Raw genomic sequence first — 19,048 nt, forward strand, 5'->3', positions numbered from 1 at the left:
CACGTCACCCGCAACGGGCAGATTGACTACGTCGCGAGGAACTCCCTCAAGATCAGGCGGAGGTCAGCCGGGTGGAGGTTCAACACCTCGAACTGATCCGCGGTCGCCCACATCAGCTCGAAGCTGTTGTCCGGGCTGTTCTGCGCGGCTTCGGGGCCGGACAGCACGGGCACACCAGTGACGCCAACCATCTGGAAGTACTGAGCCGGACGGCCGTTGTGTTGCCCGAACCACAGTTGCCGGCCGACCTCGGCCCGCAGTTCGGTCTCCTCAGCAAGCTCTCGCACTGCCGCGACGGCGGCGCTCTCACCGTCCTCGACGTGACCGCCCGGCAGCACTGCATAGTGATGTCCCGGGCAGCGCGGGCCGGTCCAGCCACTGTCCTCGCACATGTCACAGTCCGAGGATGATGCGCCGCGGCGGAACCGCTTGATCAGCAACACTTGAGATCCTTCGGTCACGACCGCGACCGCGCGGGGAATCTTCACCACAGGAGTATGCCGACCTCGTGGCCGGGTCGAACAAAGAGGTGCACGGGGAGGGAACCGTCTCGACCCGGCGGACAACTTTCGATGGCACGAATCCCTGCCGGGACACAGTTCACTGGCGAAGGACAGCCGGATCAATCTGACCCCAGAACGTGGCTAACGCAATGAGCCGCGCTCGTCGATCACCCGAGTCGGGCTCGCCAAGAAGACGTCCGCCTCGGCCTGACCATATGCCAGGTTGAGGGTGTCCGAAACGCGGAGAGTCAGGGCGGGAATTGCGGTGCGACGGCCCGCACCGTGCGGGAGGATGCCGCGATGACGCTGACCGAGGAGCGACTGCACGACCTGGCCGGGCGCATCATCGCGGTTCCCGGGGTGACCGGTGTGGTCCTCGGCGGCAGCCGCGCCCGCGGCGACCACACCCCGGACTCGGACACCGACCTGGGGCTGTACTACCGCCGCCCGCTCGACGTGGCCGCGCTGCGCGCCGCGGCCGGTGCCGTCGCCGGGGAGTCCGCGCGGCTCACCGAGCCGGGTGGGTGGGGGCCGTGGGTGGACGGCGGCGGGTGGCTCACCGTGGACGGCGCGGCGGTCGACTGGATCTACCGCGACCTGGACCGGGTCCAGCGGGCGTGGCGGGACGCCACCGAGGGCCGGTACGAGTTCCACACCCAGGCCGGGCATCCGCTGGGCGTGCCGGACTTCGCGTACCCCGGGGAAGTGGCTCTCGGGGTGATCCTGGCCGACCCCACCGGCGAGCTGGCCGCGTTGCAGGAGCGTGCGCGGACCTATCCGCCGGCGTTGCGGGAGCGGCTGGTCTCCGGGCTGTGGGAGGCCGACTTCCTGGTCGGCCTGGCCCGCAAGGCAGTCTCCCGGGGCGACGCCGCCTACCTGGCCGGGTGCCTGTTCCGGCTGGTCGGGGTGTGCGTGCACGCGCTGCACGGCGCGGCCGGGCGCTGGCTGATCAACGAGAAGGGCGCGGTGGCCGCCGCGGACGCGCTGCCGGGTGCGCCGCAGCGGTTCCGGCAGCGGGTGGCGGAGGTGTTCGCCCGGCTGGACGGTGACCCGGTGCACCTGTCCGGTGCGCTGGACACGGCCGCGGACCTGGTTCTGGACACCGCCGACGCGTGCGCCATGATGTCGTCCAGATGACTTCCGCCGCAGGGCGGAACCGGTCAGGAGGCACCGTGACGGCCGACGAACCCACCATCCTGGCGACCAGTGCGAGCTTCCGGCCCGGCGGGTCCGGGCCGATGTCGATGCGACCGGGACCGATCCACCACCTCGCCGCCGAGTTGGCGAACGCGGTCGAGGCGCCGAGGATCTGTGTGCTGAACCAGGCCACCGGCGACCCGGAGGCGCGGATCGGCGCCACCTACGCGGCGTTCGCCGGCACCCGGTTCCGCGCGTCGCACCTGCAGCTGTTCCCGATGCCGAACGTCGAGGACATCCGCGCGCACCTGCTGGCCCAGGACATCATCTGGGTGGGCGGTGGCAGCGTGGCCAACCTGTGCGCGGTCTGGCGGGTGCACGGCCTGGACCGGATTCTGCACGAGGCCTGGCAGGCCGGTGTGGTGCTCGGCGGCGTCTCGGCCGGCTCGATCTGCTGGCACGTGGGCGGCAGCACGGACAGCTTCGGGCTGCGGTTGCGCGGGTTCACCGACGGGCTGGGCTGGCTGCCGTACAGCAACGGCGTGCACTACGACGCGGAGGAACAGCGCCGGCCGATGATGCACCAGCTGATCGCGGACGGCACGCTGCCGGATGGCTACGCCACCGACGACGGCGCGGGGCTGGTCTATCGCGGCACCCGGCTGGCCGAGGTGGTGGCGGACCGGGACGGACCACGGGGGTACGAACTCAGGCGGGCAGCGGACGGCTCGGTGACCGAGACGCCGCTGCCCACCCGGGTCCTGTCTTACTGAGCGGGCAGCACCCACTTCTGGTTCGCGGCGCCCAGGCAGTCCCAGATGTGGATCTGCTGGCCGTCGGCCGGGTTGTTCTGGCTCACGTCGAGGCACCGCCCCGACTGCGGGTTCCGGATCGTGCCGTTGGCCTGCGCCGACCAGAGCTGGGCCCCGCTGTTGTTGCACGTGTACAGCTGGGTCCGGGTGCCGTTGCCGGTTCCGCCGCCGGCCACGTCGAGGCACTTGCCGAGCGCCTTGATCGTGCTGTTCGGGGTGACCGTCCAGGTCTGCGCGGCGCTGCGGTTGCAGGTGTACAGCTGCACCTTGGTGCCGTCGGCGCTGTTGCCGCCGGCCACGTCCAGGCACTTGCCGGCCAGCCCGGTGACCGGGCCGGTCCGGGTGACCGGGTCGGGGCCGGTTCCGCCGCCCAGTTCCTTGATCCGGATGTTGCGGAAGGACGCCTCGTCGCCGTCGCCGTGGTTCTGGATGCCGATGTGGCCGGCGAGCGACCGTACCGGATCGGTGTTGGTGTAGTCGTTGATCTTGACGCCGTTGAGGAGGACCTGCAGACGCTCGCCCTCGACCAGGATCTCGTAGGTGTTCCATTCGCCGGGCGGGTTCAGCGCGGCGTCGCGGGCCGCAATGTCCGCGGACCTGAAGCCGTAGACGGCGCCGGTGGTGCGGTCCGCCGCGTCGGTGGCGTCGATCTGGATCTCGTACCCGTTGTCCACCGCGGACCACGGGTCGCTGGACGGCGGGAAGCCGATGAACACGCCGGTGTTGTCGTCGCCGGCCAGCCGCCAGTCCAGCTTGAGCGAGTAGTTGGTGAACTGCTTGGCCTGGTACCAGTACAGCCCCATGCCGCCGGTCGAGGTGAGCGTGGCGTCGGTGTTGGTGAAGCTGCCCGGGCCGGCCTGGGTCCAGCCGGTGGTGGCGCCGTTGTACAGCGCCGTGTACCCGGTCTCCGGCCGGCAGTCGGCGTGCGCCTGTCCGGCCGCGTACCGGATGCCGCCCAGCAGGTGCTGCCGGAAGGCCTGGTCCGCGTACGACTGCTGGGTGTGGCCGCCGCCGGTGTAGAACGACCGGCCGCCGGCGTACGACTTGCACCAGGCGTGCGGGTGGTCGGCGCCCATCCCGCCGCCGGAGTACGTCGACTCGTCCAGCGACGCCAGCACGTGCGCGGTGGAGCGGGCGTTGGTGCGGTAGTTGTACCACTCGTCGGTACGGTTCCAGCGCTGCGGCAGGTGCGTGGTGGCGGCGTGCGCCCGGTCCTCCACCACCACGTCGGCCGGCTGGATCGCCGGGTGTGAGGCGAAGTACGCGCCGACCAGGTCGCCGTAGAACGGCCAGTCGTACTCGGTGTCGGCGGCCGAGTGCACGCCGACGTAGCCGCGGCCGCTGCGGATGTACGACTCGAACGCGCTCTGCTGGGTGGCGTTGAGGACGTCGCCGGTGGTGTTGAGGAAGATCACCGCCTCGTAGCCGGCCAGGTTCGCGGGGGTGAACGCGGCCGGGTCCTCGGTGGCGGTCACGGTGAACCCGTGTGCCGCGCCGAGTTCCCGGACGGCCTGGGTGCCCACCGCGATCGAGTCGTGCCGGAACCCGGCCGTGCGGGAGAAGACCAGGACGTCGTACGGGTCGTCGGCGGCGACCACCGGCGCGGGTAGCAGGACCAGGGCAGCGAGCAGGTTCGCGATCATGGCAGCGTCCACTTCTGGTTGGCGGCCGCCAGGCAGTCCCAGATGTGGATCTGCTGGCCGTCGGCGGAGTTTTGCTGGCTGACGTCGAGGCAGCGCCCCGACTGCGGGTTGCGTACCGTGCCGTCCGGTTGGGCGGCCCAGTTCTGGGCGGCGCTGTTGTTGCACGTGTAGAGCTGGACCAGGGTGCCGTTGCCGGTGGCACCGCCGGCCACGTCGAGGCACTTGCCGAGCGCCTTGATCGTGCTGTTCGGGGTGACCGTCCAGGTCTGTGCGGCGCTGGAGTTGCAGGTGTAGAGCTGGATCTTGGTGCCGTCGGCGCTGTTGCCGCCGGACACGTCCAGGCACTTGCCGGCCAGCCCGACGATCGGGCCGGTTCGGCCGCCGAGCGTGAACGCGTCCAGGTCGTACAGCGCGCCGGCACCGCCGGTGAAGGTCAGGTACAGCGTGGTGGTGCCGGCCGGGGCGCCGGAGAGCGTGCCGCCGACCGTGGTGAACGTGTCCCAGCTTCCGGTGCTCGGCACGGCCGCCGAACCGAGCACGGTGCCGGTCGGCGAGCCGGCCCGTACCTGCAGCGTGCCGCCCACGCCGGCCGAGGACGCACGCGCCGAGAAGGACGTCGCGTCGCCCAGCCGGTACGGCTCGAACGCGATCCAGTCGCCGTTGTTGATGTCCCCGACGGTACGGCCGCCCTCGGCCGTGCCCTTGGTGAACGTGTTGACACCGGAGGCGGCGGTGAAGTGCTCGGCCTGCCGGTGCCGCGGCTGCAGCTTGTGCTGGGCGTGGGTGACCAGGCCGCCCCTGTCGGTGTACTCGGCGTCGAACACCGCGAAGATGTTCGCCGCGTCGTCGTGCTCACCGTCGACCGGAATGGTGATCGAGCCGGAGCAGCCGTTCACCGAGGTGATCTGGTGGCCGTGGTTGTCGTGGCCCAGCACGTACGTCATCTTGGCTCGCGCGCAGTCGATCGTGCCGTCCTCCGGGTCGGTGACGGTGAAGCGGAACGGGACCGTGTCGCCGTACGAGAACAACTGGCCGTTGCCCGGCGAGGTGATGGTGACCGTGGGCGCGGTGTTGCCGACGCCGATCTGCACACTTGCCGTACCGGTCGCGCCCTCCGGGTCGGTGACCGTGAGCGTCGCGGAGTACGTACCGTTGGCGGTGTAGGTCTTCGTCGGGTTCGCCGCCGTCGAGGTGGTGCCGTCGCCGAACGCCCACGAGTGGCGCAGCGTGCCACCCTCCGGATCGGACGAACCCGCGGACGAGAACGCCACGGTCAGCGGCGCCTGCCCGGACGTCCGGTTGGCGGCGGCCACCGCGGTCGGGGCCCGGTTGGCGCCGGCCAGGTAGTCGAACCGGTAGAGCGCGGAGTTGGCGTCGCCGTTGAAGTACCCGGTGCCGTAGTCCAGGACGTACAGCGCGCCGTCGGGGCCGAACGCGGAGTCCATCACCTGCTTGCCGTTCCACGGGAAGTTGGAAATCTCGCCCACCGAGCCGTCCGCGTTCACGTGGATCGGCTTGATCCAGCCGCGGCCCAGCTCACCGGCGAAGAAATGCCCGTCCAGCGACTGTGGAAACTTGGTGGGGGAGGTCGACGCGGCGTTGTACCGGTACACCGGGCCGGCCATCGGCGACTCCGAGCCGCCACCGAACTCGGGCGGGGTGCCGGCGTCGCCCGCGTACCGGATCCAGGCCGCGCGCGCCGGCGGCAGGGTGGCCTGGCCGGTGTTGCGGAACGAGTTGTTGGCCGGCCCGCCGGTGCAGTTGTACTTCCCGCCGCCGGTGGCGTTGGCGAAGTTCCACTCGTTGTAGGTCTCGGCGGTGGTGTTCGTGCCGGTGCAGTACGGCCAGCCGTAGTTGCCCGGGCTGGGAATCCGGTTGAACTCCACCTGGCCGCTGGGCCCGCGGCCGGCGCTGCTGGTACCCGCGTCCGGCCCGTAGTCGCCGAGGTACACGACGCCGGTGGCCTTGTCGACGGTCATCCGGAACGGGTTGCGGAACCCCATCGCGTAGATCTCCGGCCGGGTGTTCGGCGTGCCGGGGGCGAACAGGTTCCCGGCCGGGACGGAGTACGTCCCGTTCGCGTTCACCTTGATGCGCAGCACCTTGCCGCGGAGGTCGTTGGTGTTGCCGGCGCTGCGCTGGGCGTCGAACCCGGGGTTGCGGTCGGTCCGCTCGTCCAGCGGGGCGTAGCCGGCCGAGTCGAACGGGTTGGTGTCGTCGCCGGTGGACAGGTAGAGGTTCCCGGCCGCGTCGAAGTCGATGTCGCCGCCGACGTGGCAGCACAGGCCGCGGTCGGCCGGCACGTCCAGGACGTCGACCCTGCTGCCGGTGTTGAGCGTGAAGTCGGCGTTGAGGGTGAACCGGGAGAGCCGGTTGACGCCCTGCCAGGCGGAGAAGTTCGTGCCGGTGGCCGGGGCGTCGCCGGCCGGCGTGGACAGCGGCGGGGCGTAGTAGAGGTAGATCTGCCGGTTGGTGGCGAAGCCGGGGTCGATGCCGACGCCCTGCAGGCCCTCCTCGTCGTGGGTGTAGACGGCGACCGTGCCGATCACGGTGGTGGTGCCGGCGGCGTCGGTGCGCCGCAGCGTGCCGTTGCGGGCGGTGTGCAGGACCGAGCGGTCGGGCAGCACCGCGATGGTCATCGGCTCGCCCACCTCGGCCTCCCCCTTGGCGAGGGTGACCTGCTGGAAGTCGGCCGGGACGACCGGGTGGGCCTGTGCTGCCGGCGGAACGGCGACGATCGCCGTGGCCAGCAGGAGTAACGAGCCGAGGAGACGTTTTCTGGGCATGGCGAACTAGCCCCTTTCCTGACTGGGGATTGCCAGGTGGGCTACCTTGCGCCGATACGCCGAGCCCTGGCCGGGGGATGGGGGATGCGGCCCGGGGATGACCGCGCTGTTACTGATCTGTAACGGAACTTATCTGTAACGGCACGGTAGTCGACTTTGGACTCGGATGTAAATACTTTCGTCGATTGAGACGAAAGACGTCAGCTGATGTAGTGCAGGATCACGTTGTGCACGTGGTGGGTCTTCTCCGAGCCGCGGAACTCGACCTCGTAGATGTGGGTGCCCACGGTGATCGCGATGGTGCCGGTGGAGAAGTATTGTCCGGCCCAGCTCTTGTTGCTGACCACGCTCACGCTGCTGATCTTGGAATACGGGATGCTGGTGATCGCGAAGCGCTTCCCGACGAACGACTGGTCCTGGATGATCACGCGACGGTCGGTGAGCCCGAGGAAGCCGGTGCCGGCGCCGACGGCGTCGTACACGGCAATGATCTGTTCGCCGTCCAGCAGGCCGCTCTGGATCTGCTTCAGCTGGCCCTTGCTGTCATAGATCACATCGCTCATGACCCGAGCGTATCGATCAGTGTCCCGTCGAGGCTCCGCACACGGTGCGATACGCATCCTCGATACGCGCTGCGAGCGTTACCTGACCGTCGGTGATGGCGTCGCCGTCTCGCGAGCCCAGGCAGATCTGGGTATGGCCGTCGGTGCGCCGGATGGTGGGCCGGATGCGCAAGGTGTCGGCGGCGACCTTGATCCGCTCGGTCAGCGCGGCATGCTGGCTCTCGTCGCAGGCAAGCTCGCGCTTGAGCTGGACCCCGTCCTGGGTCCACCCGCTCAGTAGAGTCAGTGCGTCGCTGAGATAATCGGAGCCGTTCCTGCGCTGCCGCCTGCCCCGCATCGCCACACCCCCCCTTGGCGTCGTTGCCGGCTTGTGGCCAAACTGTCGCCGTGTCGTCATGGTCGGTCCTGACAGTCTTGTCTTCCGTGTCAACCATGTCCACGCCCACATATCCGTGTTCTCGTGACTATCGGGACGGCTCGGGCACGCTGAACGGTGAACTTTTGTGGCACCCTCTCTCTTCATGCCGTCGGAACGACACGTCAATACCACGCCGTCACGCAAAGTAATCGTGGCCGCGGTCATCGTCACGGACGGCCGTGTACTCGCCTGCGAGCGGTCCGCACCACCCGAGGCCGCCGGACGGTGGGAGTTCCCCGGCGGCAAGGTCGAACCCGGGGAGACCGACGCCGAGGCGCTGGCCCGGGAGTGCCGCGAGGAACTGGGCGTCCGGGTCGAGGTGGCCGAGCGGGTCGGCCCGGACGTGCCGCTGGCACACGGCCGCGCGGTCCTGCGGGTGTACGCGGTCCGGCTGCTCGACGGCGACGTGCCCCGCGCGCTGGAACACGCGGCGATGCGCTGGCTGGCGGCCGACGAACTCGACACCGTGCCGTGGTTGCCGGCCGACCGCCCGATCGTGGCGGAACTACCCGCCCGGCTGCTCGGCGAACCGCTGCCGTAGCACCCGCTTCAGCACCTTGTGGCTCGGCCCCAACGGCAGCGCGTCCACGAACCGCACCTGCCGCGGGTACTTGTGCTTGCCCAGCTTCTGTTTCGCCCAGTCGACGAGTTCCTCCTCGGCCGCCCCGCCCGGGTTGGGCACGACGACCGCGCAGATCTCCTCGCCCAGGACGTCGTCGGGCACCCCGATCACCGCCACCTGCTGCACCGACGGGTGCCGGGCCAGCGCCTCCTCCACCTCCCGCGGGTACACGTTGAAGCCGCCGCGGATCACCAGGTCCTTCTTGCGGTCGACGACGGTGACGAAGCCCTGGTCGTCCTTGGTGCCGAGGTCGCCGCTGCGGAACCAGCCGTCGGTCATGGCCTCCGCGGTGGCCTCCGGCCGGTTGAAGTACCCGGCGAACACGTTGTGCCCGCGGATGACGATCTCGCCCAGCTCGCCGGTGGGCACGAACTCGATGCGATCCTCGACCTCGGCCCGGGCGATCTCCACCTCGACGCCCCAGATCGCGTGCCCGATGCTGCCCGGCCGGGTACCGAAGACCGGCTGGTTCGTGGTCGCGGTCGGGGAGGTCTCGGACAGGCCGTACCCCTCGTAGATCGGCGCGGAGAACAGGTCCGCGAACCTCTCCAGCACCGCCACCGGCAGCGACGCGCCGCCGGACGAGCCGAACCGTAGCTTTGGGAGCTTTCGCCTTTGGTTTTCCGCCGCGGGTGAGCTCAGCGGGCGGTCCGCGGTGGCGGCGGCCTGGAGCAGGCCGATGTACATCGTCGGTACGCCGTGGAAGATCGTCACCCGCTCGCGCACCATCAGCTCGAGCGCCGCCTCGCCGGTGAACCGGGCCAGCAGGACGACCGTGGCACCGAGCCGGAACGCGGCGTTCATCGCGACGGTCTGGCCGTACGTGTGGAACAGCGGCAGGCAACCCAGCATCACGTCGTCGGCGCTCACGTCGTGGACGTCGAACGCGTTCACCGTCGCGTTCATCACCAGGTTGAGGTGGGTGAGCAGGGCGCCCTTCGGTTCGCCGGTGGTGCCGCTGGTGTAGAACACCACCGCGGTGTCCTCCGCCTCCCGGGTGACGTACGTGTGCAGCGGCTCGACCTCGGCGGACACGTCCTCCAGGCGGGTGGGTGCGTCGGCGAGCCCGGGCGGCGTCGGGCCCACGCTGACCAGCCGGGTGCCGGTGGCCTGTGCGGCGGCCGCGCCCAGGGCGAGCTGGCTGCTGTGCGCGACCAGCACGTCGGTGCCGCTGTCGCGCAGCGTGTACGCCACCTCCTCCGCGCCGAGCAGCAGGTGCACCGGCACGATCCGGGCGCCCACGGCGAGCGCCGCGTAGTAGACCCGCGGAAAGTCGAGCACGTTGGGGATCAGGACGGCCACGGTGTCGCCCGGGCCGACGCCGAGCGCCCGCAGCCCGGCCGCGTACGACCGGGCCTGGTGCCACAGCTCCGCGTAGGTGACCCGGGTGGCGCCGTCGACCACGGCGACCTTGTCCGGGTACCGCCGCGCGCCCTCCGCCAGAATCATCGCCAACGACAGCACGGTCACGAGAGGTGCCCTCCGATCTTGGTATACCCGCGCAGCAGGTCACGGGAAATGATCAGGCGCTGCATCTCGTCGGTGCCCTCGTAGATGCGCATCAACCGGACCTGCCTGTACCACCGCTCGATCGGCAACTCTCGGGTGTAGCCCATGCCACCGTGGATCTGCATGACCCGGTCGACCACATTGTTCACCATGGCCGCGCCGAACAGCTTGGCGTGCGACGACGCGTGCCGCGGGTCTTCGCCCTGGTCAACGGTCCATGCCGCCTTCAGGATGAGCCAGCGGGCCGCCTCCAGCTCCACTTCCGAGTCGGCGATCATCCATTGGATTGCCTGGTTCGACCCGATCGGCTTCCCGAACGTCTCGCGCGTGTTGGCGTACTCGATCGCCATGCCCAGCGCCCGCTCGGCGATGCCGACCGCGTTGGACGGGATCAGGTAGCGGCCCCGGCCGATCCATTTCATGCCCAGCTCGAAGCCCTGCCCGATCTCGCCGAGCACGTTGCGGCCGGGCACCCGCACGTTGTCGAAGACCAGCGCGGCCGGCCCGCCCTCGCCCATCGTCTGGATCGGCTCGGAGGTCCAGCCCATCGCGCGGTCGACCAGGAACGCGGTGGTGCCGCCGCCGCGCACGCCCTTGTCCCGGTCGGTCACCGCGACCACGATGGCGAAGTCCGCGTCGTTGCCGTTGGTGATGAACGTCTTCTCGCCGTTGAGCACCCAGTCGTCGCCGTCCCGGCGCGCGCTCAGCCGGATGTTCGCGGCGTCCGACCCGGCGCCCGGCTCGGTGATCGCGAAGCAGGAGATCCGGGTCCCCTCGATCGTCGGGATCAGGTATTCCTGCTTCTGCTCCTCGTTGCAGTAGTAGAGGATGTTGTCCGCCTCGCCGCCGAACGAGAACTGGACCCAGGTCCGGCCGACCTCGGTCCAGAGCAGCGACTGCAGGACGGCCGGCAGGTCCATCCCGCCGTACTCCTCCGGGGTGCCGAGGCCCCAGAAGCCGAACTTTCTCGCCTTCTGCCGCAGCTCGACCAGCTCGCTGCGCTCCAGGCCGGGCCGCCCGGCCCGCTCCCGGCGCAGCGCCTCCGGTTCAAGCGGCATGACCTCGCGGGTGATGAATTGGCGGGCGGTGTCACGAACCGCGCGTTCCTCGTCGGTGAGCGAGAAGTCCATGCGGCTTAAACTAGCGGTGTAAGTTTTAACACGTCCAGTGCAAGAATCGCATTTCCCGGCGGACGACAGGAGATGGCATGGCCCGGCCCCGGCAGACGCTGCTCACCCGGCAGCGCATCGTCGAGACGGCCGCCGCCCTGATCGACGCGGAAGGTCTGGAAGCGGTGTCGGTCCGCCGGCTCGCCGCCGAACTCGGCGTCCGCGGCCCCTCGCTGTACAACCACTTCGCCACCAAGGCGGAGATCATCGACGCGGTGGCTGACGCGGTGATCGCCCAGGTCGACGTGTCCGCGTTCGCCGGCCACGACTGGCGTGACGCCCTGCGCCGGTGGGCACACTCGTACCACGAGGTGCTGAGCGCACACCCGAACATCGTGCCGGTGCTGGCGCACGGCCCGGGCCGCCGCCCGGCCGCGCTGGCGATGGCCGACACCGTCTACGGCGCGCTGATCGACGCGGGCTGGTCGCCGGCCCGGGCCACCCACATCGGCGCCCTCATGCGTTACCTGGTCACCGGGTCGGCGCTCGGCTCGTTCGCGCTCGGTTTCGCCGGGGACCCCCAGCTGTACGAGCGGTACCCGCACCTGCGCCAGGCGCACCTGCTCGCCGAACACCAGCACCGGGTGGATGAGGGCGCGTTTACGCTCGGCCTGGAGACGCTCATCGCCGGCCTGGACCGGCTGCACCGCGCTGGTGTTCCAGTGGAGCGCTCCACTGGAACACCAGCGTCGTTACACGGCCTCTGAAACGACCGTGGTGTACCACTGGAACACCACGGTCGGGTCCCCTTCGATGCGAACGGAGTCCCGATGACCGCGTCCACCGACGTGATCCTGTCCCGCGACCAGCTGTACATCGGCGGTGCCTGGGTGGCGTCCAGTTCCGCCGACACCATCGCCGTGGAGAACCCGGCCACCGAGGAGGTGCTGGGCACCGTGCCGGCCGGCACCGCCGCCGACGTGGACGCGGCCGTCGCCGCCGCCCGCGCCGCGTTCGACGGCTGGGCCGGCACGCCGATGACCGGACGCGCCGCCGTGCTGGACCGGTTGCACGCCACGCTGGCCGGGCGCGCCGGTGACATCGCCCGCACCGTCGGGCTCGAGCTGGGCGCGCCGCTCAAGATCGCGCAGCGGGTCCAGGCCGGACTGCCGCTCACCGTGCTCCGCGGGTACGCCGACGCAGCCGCCCGCCCGGCACCCACCGAGACGATCGGCAACTCGCTCATCGAACACGAGCCGGTCGGCGTGGTCGGCGCGATCACCCCGTGGAACTATCCGCTGCACCAGATCGTGGCGAAGGTGGCCGCCGCGCTCGCCGCCGGCTGCCCGGTCGTGCTCAAGCCCAGCGAGCTGACCCCGCTGGTGGCGTACCTGCTGGTCGACGCGGCGGAGGAGGCCGGCGTACCGCCCGGGGTGCTCAACCTGGTGACCGGCACCGGACCGGTGGTCGGCGCCGCGCTGGCCGGTCATCCGGACGTCGACATGGTCTCGTTCACCGGCTCCACCGCCACCGGCCGGGCCGTCGCGCACGCCGCCGCCGACCGGATCGCCCGGGTCGCGCTGGAACTCGGCGGCAAGTCGGCGAACGTGATCCTGGACGACGCGGACCTGGCCAAGGCGGTGAAGGTCGGGGTCGGCAACGCGTTCCTCAACTCCGGGCAGACCTGCACGGCGTGGTCCCGGATGCTGGTGCACCGCAGCCGCTACGACGAGGCGGTCGAGTTGGCGGCCGCGGCCGCCCGCGGCTACCGCACCGGCGACCCGTTCGACTCCTCGACCCGGCTCGGACCGCTGGTCTCCGCGGCCCAGCGGGACCGGGTCCGCGGATTCCTGGCCCGCACCGACGCCCGGATCGTCACCGGCGGGCTCGACGCCGAGGTGCCCGACCGCGGCTGGTTCGTGGCGCCGACCGTCGCCGCCGACGTCGACCCGGACAGCGAACTGGCCCAGGAGGAGATCTTCGGTCCGGTGCTGTCGATCATCGGGTTCGACGACGACGAGGAGGCGGTGGCGATCGCCAACCACACGCGGTACGGCCTGGCCGGCGCGGTCTGGGGCTCCGACGACCGCGCCCTCGCGGTCGCCCGCCGGATGCGGACCGGCGCGGTGGACGTCAACGGTGGCGCGTTCAACCCGTTGGCGCCGTTCGGTGGCTACCGGCAGTCCGGCGTCGGCCGCGAACTCGGCGCCTACGGGCTGGCCGAGTTCCAGCAGGTGAAGGCCATCCAGCGATGACCCGGGTCGCCGCCCTGGTGGTGCGCGAGGCGGGTGCCGCCCCCGCCGTCGCGGAGGTGGATCTGCCCGAGGTCGGGCCCGGACAGGTGCGGGTACGCATCCGCGCGGCCGGGGTCTGCCACTCCGACCTGTCCATGGTCAACGGCACGCTGGAACCGCCGTACCCGCTGGTGCTGGGTCATGAGGCGGCCGGCCAGGTGGTCGAGGTGGGCGCGGGGGTCAGCCGCACCACGGTCGGCGCGCACGTGGCCCTGAACTGGGCGCCCGCCTGCCGCCGGTGCTGGTTCTGCACGCACGGCGAGCCGTGGCTGTGTGAACACGGCGCCGGGGCGGCCGCGGTGGCGAACGGCAGCACGGTGGACGGCGCGCCGGTGCACCTGGCGCTGGGGCTGGGCGCGTTCGCCGAGCAGGTGGTGGTGCCGGAGAACGCGGTGGTCGGCGTACCCGAGGATCTGGATTGGTCTTGGGCCGCGCTGCTCGGTTGCGCGGTGCTGACCGGGACCGGCGCGGTCCGCAACACCGCCCGGGTGGCGCCCGGCGCGTCGGTGCTGGTGCTCGGGCTCGGCGGGGTGGGACTGTCGGTCGTCACGGCGGCCCGTGCGGCCGGCGCGTCACCGGTCATCGCGGTGGACGTCTCGCCGGACAAGAAGGCGCTGGCCGAGGCGGCCGGGGCCACCGACTTCGTGGTCGCCGCGGACACGCTGTCCTCCGACGTCCGGCGGCTGACGTCCGGGCGCGGCGCCGACCACAGCTTCGAGTGCGTGGGGCGGGCGGCGACGATCCGGGCGGCCTGGCGGGCCACCCGGCGCGGCGGCCAGGTCACCGTGGTCGGGATGGGCCGCGCCGACGACCTGGTGCAGTTGAGCGCGCTGGACATCTTCTCCTCGGCGCGGACGTTGCGGTCGTCGGTGTACGGCTCGTCCGACCCGGACTCCGAGATTCCGGCGCTGGCCCGGGACGTGGTGGCCGGTGCGCTGTCGCTGGACCACCTGGTCACCGACCGGATCGGGCTGGGCGACGTGCCGGCGGCGTTCGACCGGATGGCCCGGGGCGAGGGGGCGCGCTCGGTGGTGGTGTTCTGAGGGTCGGTCGACATCTCCCGTTTCGAGCCCGTGTGGCGTCGCCGGTGCCGGCAGATCTTGGAGGAGTGGGCAGATCTTGGAGGGCGAGACGATTCTTGGAGCGAAATGGCCCCCACGAGGGCGAGCAGCCTCCAAGATCTGCCCGAGCCTCCAAGATTTCGGACTGCGAAGGTCGACGATTCGCTTGGCTCCGCGGCTTTCCGCCTGAACCCGGTACCACCACGGGCGGTCACCCCATCTTCGGATGACTGGACAGCAGGGCGGTGACTACCCGGGCCAGTGATCGGCGGGCGGCCTCCACGTCCAGTTCCATCGAGGTTCGCAGCGTCTCCCAGGTCGGCCACATGCTCACCGCGGTCAGGGCCGCCAGCCGCTCCGGGTCGTCGGCCAGTTCGGCCGCGAACAGGGTGCGCAGCTCGTCGCGTACCCGCTGGGTGTGCACCTTGCGGTAGCCCTGCAGGGCGGGCGAGAACGGCTCCTTCAGGGCGGCGGCCTTGGCCGCCGGCGCGATCTGCTCCAGCAGCCGGGCCCGCTGCCGGGTGTACGCGTCGATCCGCTCGGCCAGCGGCAGGTCCGCCGGGATCGGCGCGAACGCCGCGTCGCGGTGCTGCAGGATCCGCTCGCCGCTGGCGGCGAACAACGCCTCCATGTCGGCGAAGTGGCTCCACAGGGCGCGCAGCGAGACGCCGGCCAGCTTGGCGATGCGGTCCGCGGTGGGGCGCAGGTCGCCGTCGGTGATCAGCTTGACGTGGGCGTCCACGATCGCGTTGCGGGTGCGTTCCGAGCGGGCCGTGCGGCCGTCGACGCGCGGGGACGAACTGGTCATCACACGCTCCGGTAGCGGTTGAGCTCTCGGCGGGCGAGCGACCGCTTGTGCACCTCGTCCGGGCCGTCCGCCAGGCGCAGCGTACGGGCCGAGGCCCAGAGCCGGGCCAGCGGCGTGTCCTGGCCGACACCCGCCGCGCCGTACGTCTGGATCGCCTTGTCGAGGATCCACTCGACGGTCCGCGGGGTGGCGATCTTGATGGCCTGGATCTCGGTGTGCGCGCCCCGGTTGCCGACCGTGTCCATCAGCCAGGCCGCCTTGAGCACCAGCAGGCGGGCCTGTTCGATGCGCACCCGGGACTCGGCGATCCAGTCCTGCACCACGCCCTGGTCGGCCAGCGGCGTGCCGAACGTGGTGCGGTCCAGCGCGCGCCGGCAGATCAACTCGACGGCGCGCTCGGCCATGCCGATCAGCCGCATGCAGTGGTGGATCCGGCCGGGACCGAGCCGCGCCTGGGAGATGGCGAAGCCGGAACCCTCGGTGCCGATCAGGTTGGCGGCCGGTACGCGGACCCCGTCGAACGTCATCTCGGCGTGCCCGCCGTGGTCGCCGTCGTCGTAGCCGAACACCGTCATGCCGCGGTGCACGGTCAGCCCGGGGGCGTCCCGGGGCACCAGCACCATGCTCTGCTGCAGGTGGCGCGGTGCGTCCGGGTCGGTCTTGCCCATCACGATGAAGATCTGGCAGTCCGGGTTCATCGCGCCGGAGATGTAGAACTTGCGGCCGGTGATGACGTACTCGTCGCCGTCGCGGACGATCCGGGTGCCGATGTTGGTGGCGTCGGACGAGGCGACCTGGGGCTCGGTCATCGCGAACGCCGACCGGATGGTGCCGTCGAGCAGCGGGCGCAGCCAGCGCTGCTGCTGGTCGGGGGTGCCGAACTCGCTGAGCACCTCCATGTTGCCGGTGTCCGGGGCGGCGCAGTTCAGTGCGGCCGGTGCGATCGCGGGGCTGCGGCCGGTGATCTCGGCGAGCGGGGCGTACTGCACGTTGGTCAGGCCGGCGCCGTGTTCGCCGGGGAGGAAGAGGTTCCACAGCCCGGCGCGGCGGGCCGCGGCCTTCAGGTCCGCCAGGATCGGCGGCGGGCGCCAGCCGTCCGCGTGGAAGCCGGCCTCGGCCGGGTACACGTGCTCGTCCATGAACGCGAGGAGCCGCTTGCGGTAGTCCTCGGTGGTGTCGTCGAATCCGAAGTCCATCAGTTTCCCTCCAGCGCCTCGTGTCCCTGCACCACCAGCGCCGGCACCAGCGCGCCGACCTCCGCGAAGCCCTCGCCCACGGTCTGTCCCTGGACGTAGCGGTAGTGCACGCCCTCGAGGATGACGGCGAGCTTGAACGCGGCGAACGCCACGTACCAGTGCAGGTCGCCGACGTCGCGGCCGGACCGGTCGGCGTACCGTGCGGCGATCTCGGCCAGGCCGGGGTGGCCCGGCACGGACAGCGGGGAGCGGGGATCGCCGTCCGTGGTGAGCAGCGGCCGGCCGGCGTAGACCAGCATCAGCGCGACGTCGCCGAGCGGGTCGCCCAGGGTGGACATCTCCCAGTCCAGTACCGCGTTGACCTGCAGCCGGTCGCCGATCAGGACGTTGTCCAGGCGGTAGTCGCCGTGCACCACCGTGCCGTCACCGGCGGGTACGTCCACCGCCAGCCGGGCGTGCAGCTCCTCGATGCCGGGCACGTCGCGGCTGCGGGAGGCGTCCAGTTGCTTCTTCCACCGGCGTACCTGCCGCTCGTTGAAGCCCTCCGGGCGGCCGAAGTCGGCCAGCCCGATCGCCCGCGGGTCCAGCGCGTGCAGGTCGGCCAGCGTGTCCACCAGGGACAGCAGCAGCGACCGGAGCGCGGCCGGGCCGAGCGCCTCGAGCGTCTTGACGTCGCGGTAGACGGTGCCGTCGACGTGCTCCATCAGGTAGAACGGCGCGCCGAGCACGTCCGGGTCGGTGCAGAGCAGCACCGGCCTCGGCGCCGGGAAACCGGCCGTGGACAGCGCCTCCAGCACCCGGTGCTCGCGGGCCATGTCATGCGCGGTGGGCAGCACGTGACCCAGCGGCGGACGGCGCAGCACCCACCGGTTCGTGCCGTCGGTGACCGCGTACGTCAGGTTGGACCGGCCGCCGGCGAACATGGTGGCGGTCAGCGGCTGTGCCGAACCCAGGTACGCCCGCAGCTTCGCCAGGTCGAGCCCGCGTGGCCCGGTCACGGCCGGTCCGCCTGGTCGAAGCCGCGCTGGATCCGGTTCATGCCGGTCAGCCAGCGGTCCGGGTCGTCGGCCCGGCGCCGGTAGTACTCGGCCACCTCGGGGTGCGGCAGGATCAGGAAACGGTCGCCGTCGAGGGCCTTCGCGACCACCTCGGCGACCTCGTCGGCGGCCAGGGCGCCGGCGGCCAGTTGCGCGGCGGCCGCGCTGCCGCGTTCGCCGCCGCGGGTGAGCATGTCGGTGCGGACGCCCTGCGGGCAGAGCGCCTGCACCACCAGGCCGCGATGGGCGTAGGTGACCCGCAGCCACTCGGCGTACGCCAGGGCGGCGTGCTTGGTCACCGCGTACGGCGCGCTGCCCAGGATGGTGAGCAGGCCGGCCGCGGACACGGTCATCAGGAACCGGCCGCCGTCGCCGTCCAGCCAGCGGGGCAGCAGCGCGCGGGACGCGTACACGTGGGACAGGACATTGACGCCGAAGTCGCGCTGCCAGACCTCGTCCGGGGTGTCCTCGGTGCCGGCCGAGAGCACCCCGGCGTTGGAGCAGAACAGGTCGATGCCGCCGAGTTCGGCGTACGCCACGTCGACCAGCCGGCGGACGTCCGCCTCCCGGGCCGCGTCGCCCGGGACCGCCACGCCGCCGGTCTGCCCGGCCACCGCCTCGGCCGCCGCCGGATCGAGGTCGTTCACCACCACCCGGGCGCCGTCGGCGGCGAACCGGCGGGCCAGCGCGGCGCCGATCCCGCCGCCGGCACCGGTCACCACGACCCTCACTGCATCGCTCCGGTCAGCGTCACGCCGCCGTCCACCACCAGCGTCTGGCCGGTGATCCAGCCGGCCTCCGCGGAGCACAGGAAGGCGACCGCGCCGGCCACGTCCTCGGGTACGCCGAGGCGGCGCATCGGGTACCCGGCCGCCACCTTCTCCTCGCGGCCCTCGAACAGCGCGGTGGCGAACCGGGTCTTCACCACGGCCGGGGCGACCGCGTTGACCCGTACCCGCGGGGCCAGTTCGAGGGCGAGTTCCCCGGTGAGGTGGATCAGCGCGGCCTTGGTCACGCCGTAGAAGCCGATGCCGGGGGCCGGGCGGATCCCGGCGACCGAGGAGATGTTCACGATCGCGCCGCGGTCGGTGTCGGCCAGGCCGCCGCGCAGCGCCTCCTGCACCCAGCCCAGCGTGCCGACCACGTTGACGTCGAAGATCTTGCGGGCCGCGCCCAGGTCCACGGACGCCAGCGGGCCGTGCACCGGGTTGATCCCGATGTTGTTGATCAGCGTGGTGATCGGGCCGAACGTGTCGCGCACGGTGTCCACCACGGCGGCCCGGTGGTCCGCGTCGTCGCCCTTGCCGGCCACCCCGATCGCCACGTCCGGCCCGCCGAGTTCCCGGACCGCCGCCTCCAGCGCCTCGGTCTTGCGCCCGGTGATGCAGACCCGGGCCCCCGCCGCCACGAACCGCTGGGCGATGGCGAGGCCGATGCCCCGGCTGGCTCCGGTCACAAGCGCCACCGCGCCGGTCAACTGCGTCATCCGGTTACTCCTTCAATCAGACAGATACCTGCACAATGCGGCCCGCCGCCCACCATCCCCGAGC

Annotated in this window: 18 protein-coding genes; 6 read left to right on the forward strand and 12 right to left on the reverse strand. The window is 71.3% G+C overall.

Annotation, left to right across the window (positions count from 1 at the left end; translation table 11 throughout):
• Window positions 1-26: 26 nt before the first annotated feature.
• A complete protein-coding gene (locus tag LDL48_RS38410; RefSeq protein WP_225260095.1) occupies window positions 27-488 on the reverse strand; it encodes an NUDIX domain-containing protein in 462 nt (153 codons plus the stop codon).
• Between the two features lie 315 nt (window positions 489-803).
• On the opposite strand from LDL48_RS38410, the gene LDL48_RS38415 reads away from it, so the two are divergent.
• Together LDL48_RS38415 and LDL48_RS38420 are read left to right on the forward strand one after the other, a co-directional pair.
• The gene (locus tag LDL48_RS38415) at window positions 804-1,640 is read left to right on the forward strand and encodes a nucleotidyltransferase domain-containing protein (RefSeq protein WP_225260096.1); all 837 of its coding nucleotides are present in this window, start codon (window positions 804-806) and stop codon (window positions 1,638-1,640) included.
• A complete protein-coding gene (locus tag LDL48_RS38420) occupies window positions 1,637-2,413 on the forward strand; it encodes a Type 1 glutamine amidotransferase-like domain-containing protein (RefSeq protein WP_225260097.1) in 777 nt (258 codons plus the stop codon). The genes LDL48_RS38415 and LDL48_RS38420 overlap by 4 nt, the downstream gene beginning before the upstream one ends.
• Here the strand turns inward: LDL48_RS38420 and LDL48_RS38425 are convergent.
• From LDL48_RS38425 to LDL48_RS38440, 4 genes are all read right to left on the reverse strand, one after another.
• On the reverse strand, window positions 2,407-4,095 hold the full coding sequence (locus LDL48_RS38425) for a ThuA domain-containing protein (protein WP_225260098.1): 1,689 nt from the start codon (window positions 4,093-4,095) through the stop codon (window positions 2,407-2,409). The genes LDL48_RS38420 and LDL48_RS38425 overlap by 7 nt on opposite strands.
• Complete coding sequence (locus LDL48_RS38430) at window positions 4,092-6,881, reverse strand: PQQ-dependent sugar dehydrogenase (protein WP_225260099.1); 2,790 nt, start codon at window positions 6,879-6,881, stop codon at window positions 4,092-4,094. The genes LDL48_RS38425 and LDL48_RS38430 overlap by 4 nt, the downstream gene beginning before the upstream one ends.
• Before the next feature lie 200 nt (window positions 6,882-7,081).
• Window positions 7,082-7,444, reverse strand: coding sequence for a PH domain-containing protein (locus tag LDL48_RS38435; RefSeq protein WP_225260100.1), 363 nt, complete (start codon window positions 7,442-7,444; stop codon window positions 7,082-7,084).
• Between the two features lie 16 nt (window positions 7,445-7,460).
• Window positions 7,461-7,781 (reverse strand): 4a-hydroxytetrahydrobiopterin dehydratase, encoded by a 321-nt coding sequence (locus LDL48_RS38440; RefSeq protein ID WP_225260101.1) that lies wholly within the window; start codon window positions 7,779-7,781, stop codon window positions 7,461-7,463.
• 184 nt (window positions 7,782-7,965) lie between these two features.
• Between LDL48_RS38440 and LDL48_RS38445 the strand changes: the two genes are divergently transcribed.
• On the forward strand, window positions 7,966-8,403 hold the full coding sequence (locus LDL48_RS38445) for a (deoxy)nucleoside triphosphate pyrophosphohydrolase (RefSeq protein ID WP_225260102.1): 438 nt from the start codon (window positions 7,966-7,968) through the stop codon (window positions 8,401-8,403).
• Here the strand turns inward: LDL48_RS38445 and LDL48_RS38450 are convergent.
• Together LDL48_RS38450 and LDL48_RS38455 are read right to left on the reverse strand one after the other, a co-directional pair.
• Window positions 8,368-9,933 carry a long-chain-fatty-acid--CoA ligase gene (locus tag LDL48_RS38450; RefSeq protein ID WP_225260126.1) on the reverse strand — a complete coding sequence of 522 codons (1,566 nt, stop codon included), beginning with the start codon at window positions 9,931-9,933 and terminating at the stop codon, window positions 8,368-8,370. The genes LDL48_RS38445 and LDL48_RS38450 overlap by 36 nt on opposite strands.
• A gap of 17 nt (window positions 9,934-9,950) precedes the next feature.
• A complete protein-coding gene (locus LDL48_RS38455; RefSeq protein ID WP_225260103.1) occupies window positions 9,951-11,123 on the reverse strand; it encodes an acyl-CoA dehydrogenase family protein in 1,173 nt (390 codons plus the stop codon).
• Window positions 11,124-11,200: 77 nt separating this feature from the next.
• Between LDL48_RS38455 and LDL48_RS38460 the strand changes: the two genes are divergently transcribed.
• From LDL48_RS38460 to LDL48_RS38470, 3 genes are all read left to right on the forward strand, one after another.
• Window positions 11,201-11,869, forward strand: a complete 669-nt coding sequence (locus tag LDL48_RS38460) for a TetR/AcrR family transcriptional regulator (protein ID WP_225260104.1) — start codon at window positions 11,201-11,203, stop codon at window positions 11,867-11,869.
• A gap of 63 nt (window positions 11,870-11,932) precedes the next feature.
• The gene (locus tag LDL48_RS38465; protein WP_225260105.1) at window positions 11,933-13,357 is read left to right on the forward strand and encodes an aldehyde dehydrogenase family protein; all 1,425 of its coding nucleotides are present in this window, start codon (window positions 11,933-11,935) and stop codon (window positions 13,355-13,357) included.
• Window positions 13,354-14,439, forward strand: coding sequence for an alcohol dehydrogenase catalytic domain-containing protein (locus LDL48_RS38470; RefSeq protein ID WP_225260106.1), 1,086 nt, complete (start codon window positions 13,354-13,356; stop codon window positions 14,437-14,439). The genes LDL48_RS38465 and LDL48_RS38470 overlap by 4 nt, the downstream gene beginning before the upstream one ends.
• A 229-nt stretch (window positions 14,440-14,668) precedes the next feature.
• Here LDL48_RS38470 and LDL48_RS38475 read toward each other — a convergent pair whose 3' ends face one another.
• Genes LDL48_RS38475 through LDL48_RS38495 form a run of 5 tightly spaced genes read right to left on the reverse strand, consistent with a single transcriptional unit; the run spans window position 14,669 to window position 18,984 of the window.
• A complete protein-coding gene (locus tag LDL48_RS38475) occupies window positions 14,669-15,265 on the reverse strand; it encodes a TetR/AcrR family transcriptional regulator (RefSeq protein WP_225260107.1) in 597 nt (198 codons plus the stop codon).
• On the reverse strand, window positions 15,265-16,461 hold the full coding sequence (locus LDL48_RS38480; protein ID WP_225260108.1) for an acyl-CoA dehydrogenase family protein: 1,197 nt from the start codon (window positions 16,459-16,461) through the stop codon (window positions 15,265-15,267). Before LDL48_RS38480 ends, LDL48_RS38475 begins: the two co-directional genes overlap by 1 nt.
• On the reverse strand, window positions 16,461-17,459 hold the full coding sequence (locus LDL48_RS38485) for a phosphotransferase family protein (protein ID WP_225260109.1): 999 nt from the start codon (window positions 17,457-17,459) through the stop codon (window positions 16,461-16,463). Before LDL48_RS38485 ends, LDL48_RS38480 begins: the two co-directional genes overlap by 1 nt.
• Window positions 17,456-18,229, reverse strand: coding sequence for an SDR family oxidoreductase (locus tag LDL48_RS38490; RefSeq protein WP_225260110.1), 774 nt, complete (start codon window positions 18,227-18,229; stop codon window positions 17,456-17,458). The genes LDL48_RS38485 and LDL48_RS38490 overlap by 4 nt, the downstream gene beginning before the upstream one ends.
• Complete coding sequence (locus LDL48_RS38495) at window positions 18,226-18,984, reverse strand: SDR family oxidoreductase (protein ID WP_225260111.1); 759 nt, start codon at window positions 18,982-18,984, stop codon at window positions 18,226-18,228. Before LDL48_RS38495 ends, LDL48_RS38490 begins: the two co-directional genes overlap by 4 nt.
• Window positions 18,985-19,048: the final 64 nt, after the last annotated feature.

The organism is Jidongwangia harbinensis (assembly GCF_020216025.1).
Taxonomy (GTDB): Bacteria; Actinomycetota; Actinomycetes; order Mycobacteriales; family Micromonosporaceae; genus Actinoplanes; species Actinoplanes harbinensis.

What these genes read in the sequence shown, in the direction of transcription:
- LDL48_RS38415 (WP_225260096.1), top strand. Translation starts at nt 804, where the DNA reads ATGACGCTGACCGAGGAGCGACTGCACGACCTGGCCGGGCGCATCATC.
- LDL48_RS38420 (WP_225260097.1), top strand. Translation starts at nt 1,637, where the DNA reads ATGACTTCCGCCGCAGGGCGGAACCGGTCAGGAGGCACCGTGACGGCC.
- LDL48_RS38425 (WP_225260098.1), bottom strand. Translation starts at nt 4,095, where the DNA reads ATGATCGCGAACCTGCTCGCTGCCCTGGTCCTGCTACCCGCGCCGGTG.
- LDL48_RS38430 (WP_225260099.1), bottom strand. Translation starts at nt 6,881, where the DNA reads ATGCCCAGAAAACGTCTCCTCGGCTCGTTACTCCTGCTGGCCACGGCG.
- LDL48_RS38435 (WP_225260100.1), bottom strand. Translation starts at nt 7,444, where the DNA reads ATGAGCGATGTGATCTATGACAGCAAGGGCCAGCTGAAGCAGATCCAG.
- LDL48_RS38440 (WP_225260101.1), bottom strand. Translation starts at nt 7,781, where the DNA reads ATGCGGGGCAGGCGGCAGCGCAGGAACGGCTCCGATTATCTCAGCGAC.
- LDL48_RS38445 (WP_225260102.1), top strand. Translation starts at nt 7,966, where the DNA reads ATGCCGTCGGAACGACACGTCAATACCACGCCGTCACGCAAAGTAATC.
- LDL48_RS38450 (WP_225260126.1), bottom strand. Translation starts at nt 9,933, where the DNA reads ATGATTCTGGCGGAGGGCGCGCGGCGGTACCCGGACAAGGTCGCCGTG.
- LDL48_RS38455 (WP_225260103.1), bottom strand. Translation starts at nt 11,123, where the DNA reads ATGGACTTCTCGCTCACCGACGAGGAACGCGCGGTTCGTGACACCGCC.
- LDL48_RS38460 (WP_225260104.1), top strand. Translation starts at nt 11,201, where the DNA reads ATGGCCCGGCCCCGGCAGACGCTGCTCACCCGGCAGCGCATCGTCGAG.
- LDL48_RS38465 (WP_225260105.1), top strand. Translation starts at nt 11,933, where the DNA reads ATGACCGCGTCCACCGACGTGATCCTGTCCCGCGACCAGCTGTACATC.
- LDL48_RS38470 (WP_225260106.1), top strand. Translation starts at nt 13,354, where the DNA reads ATGACCCGGGTCGCCGCCCTGGTGGTGCGCGAGGCGGGTGCCGCCCCC.
- LDL48_RS38475 (WP_225260107.1), bottom strand. Translation starts at nt 15,265, where the DNA reads ATGACCAGTTCGTCCCCGCGCGTCGACGGCCGCACGGCCCGCTCGGAA.
- LDL48_RS38480 (WP_225260108.1), bottom strand. Translation starts at nt 16,461, where the DNA reads ATGGACTTCGGATTCGACGACACCACCGAGGACTACCGCAAGCGGCTC.
- LDL48_RS38495 (WP_225260111.1), bottom strand. Translation starts at nt 18,984, where the DNA reads ATGACGCAGTTGACCGGCGCGGTGGCGCTTGTGACCGGAGCCAGCCGG.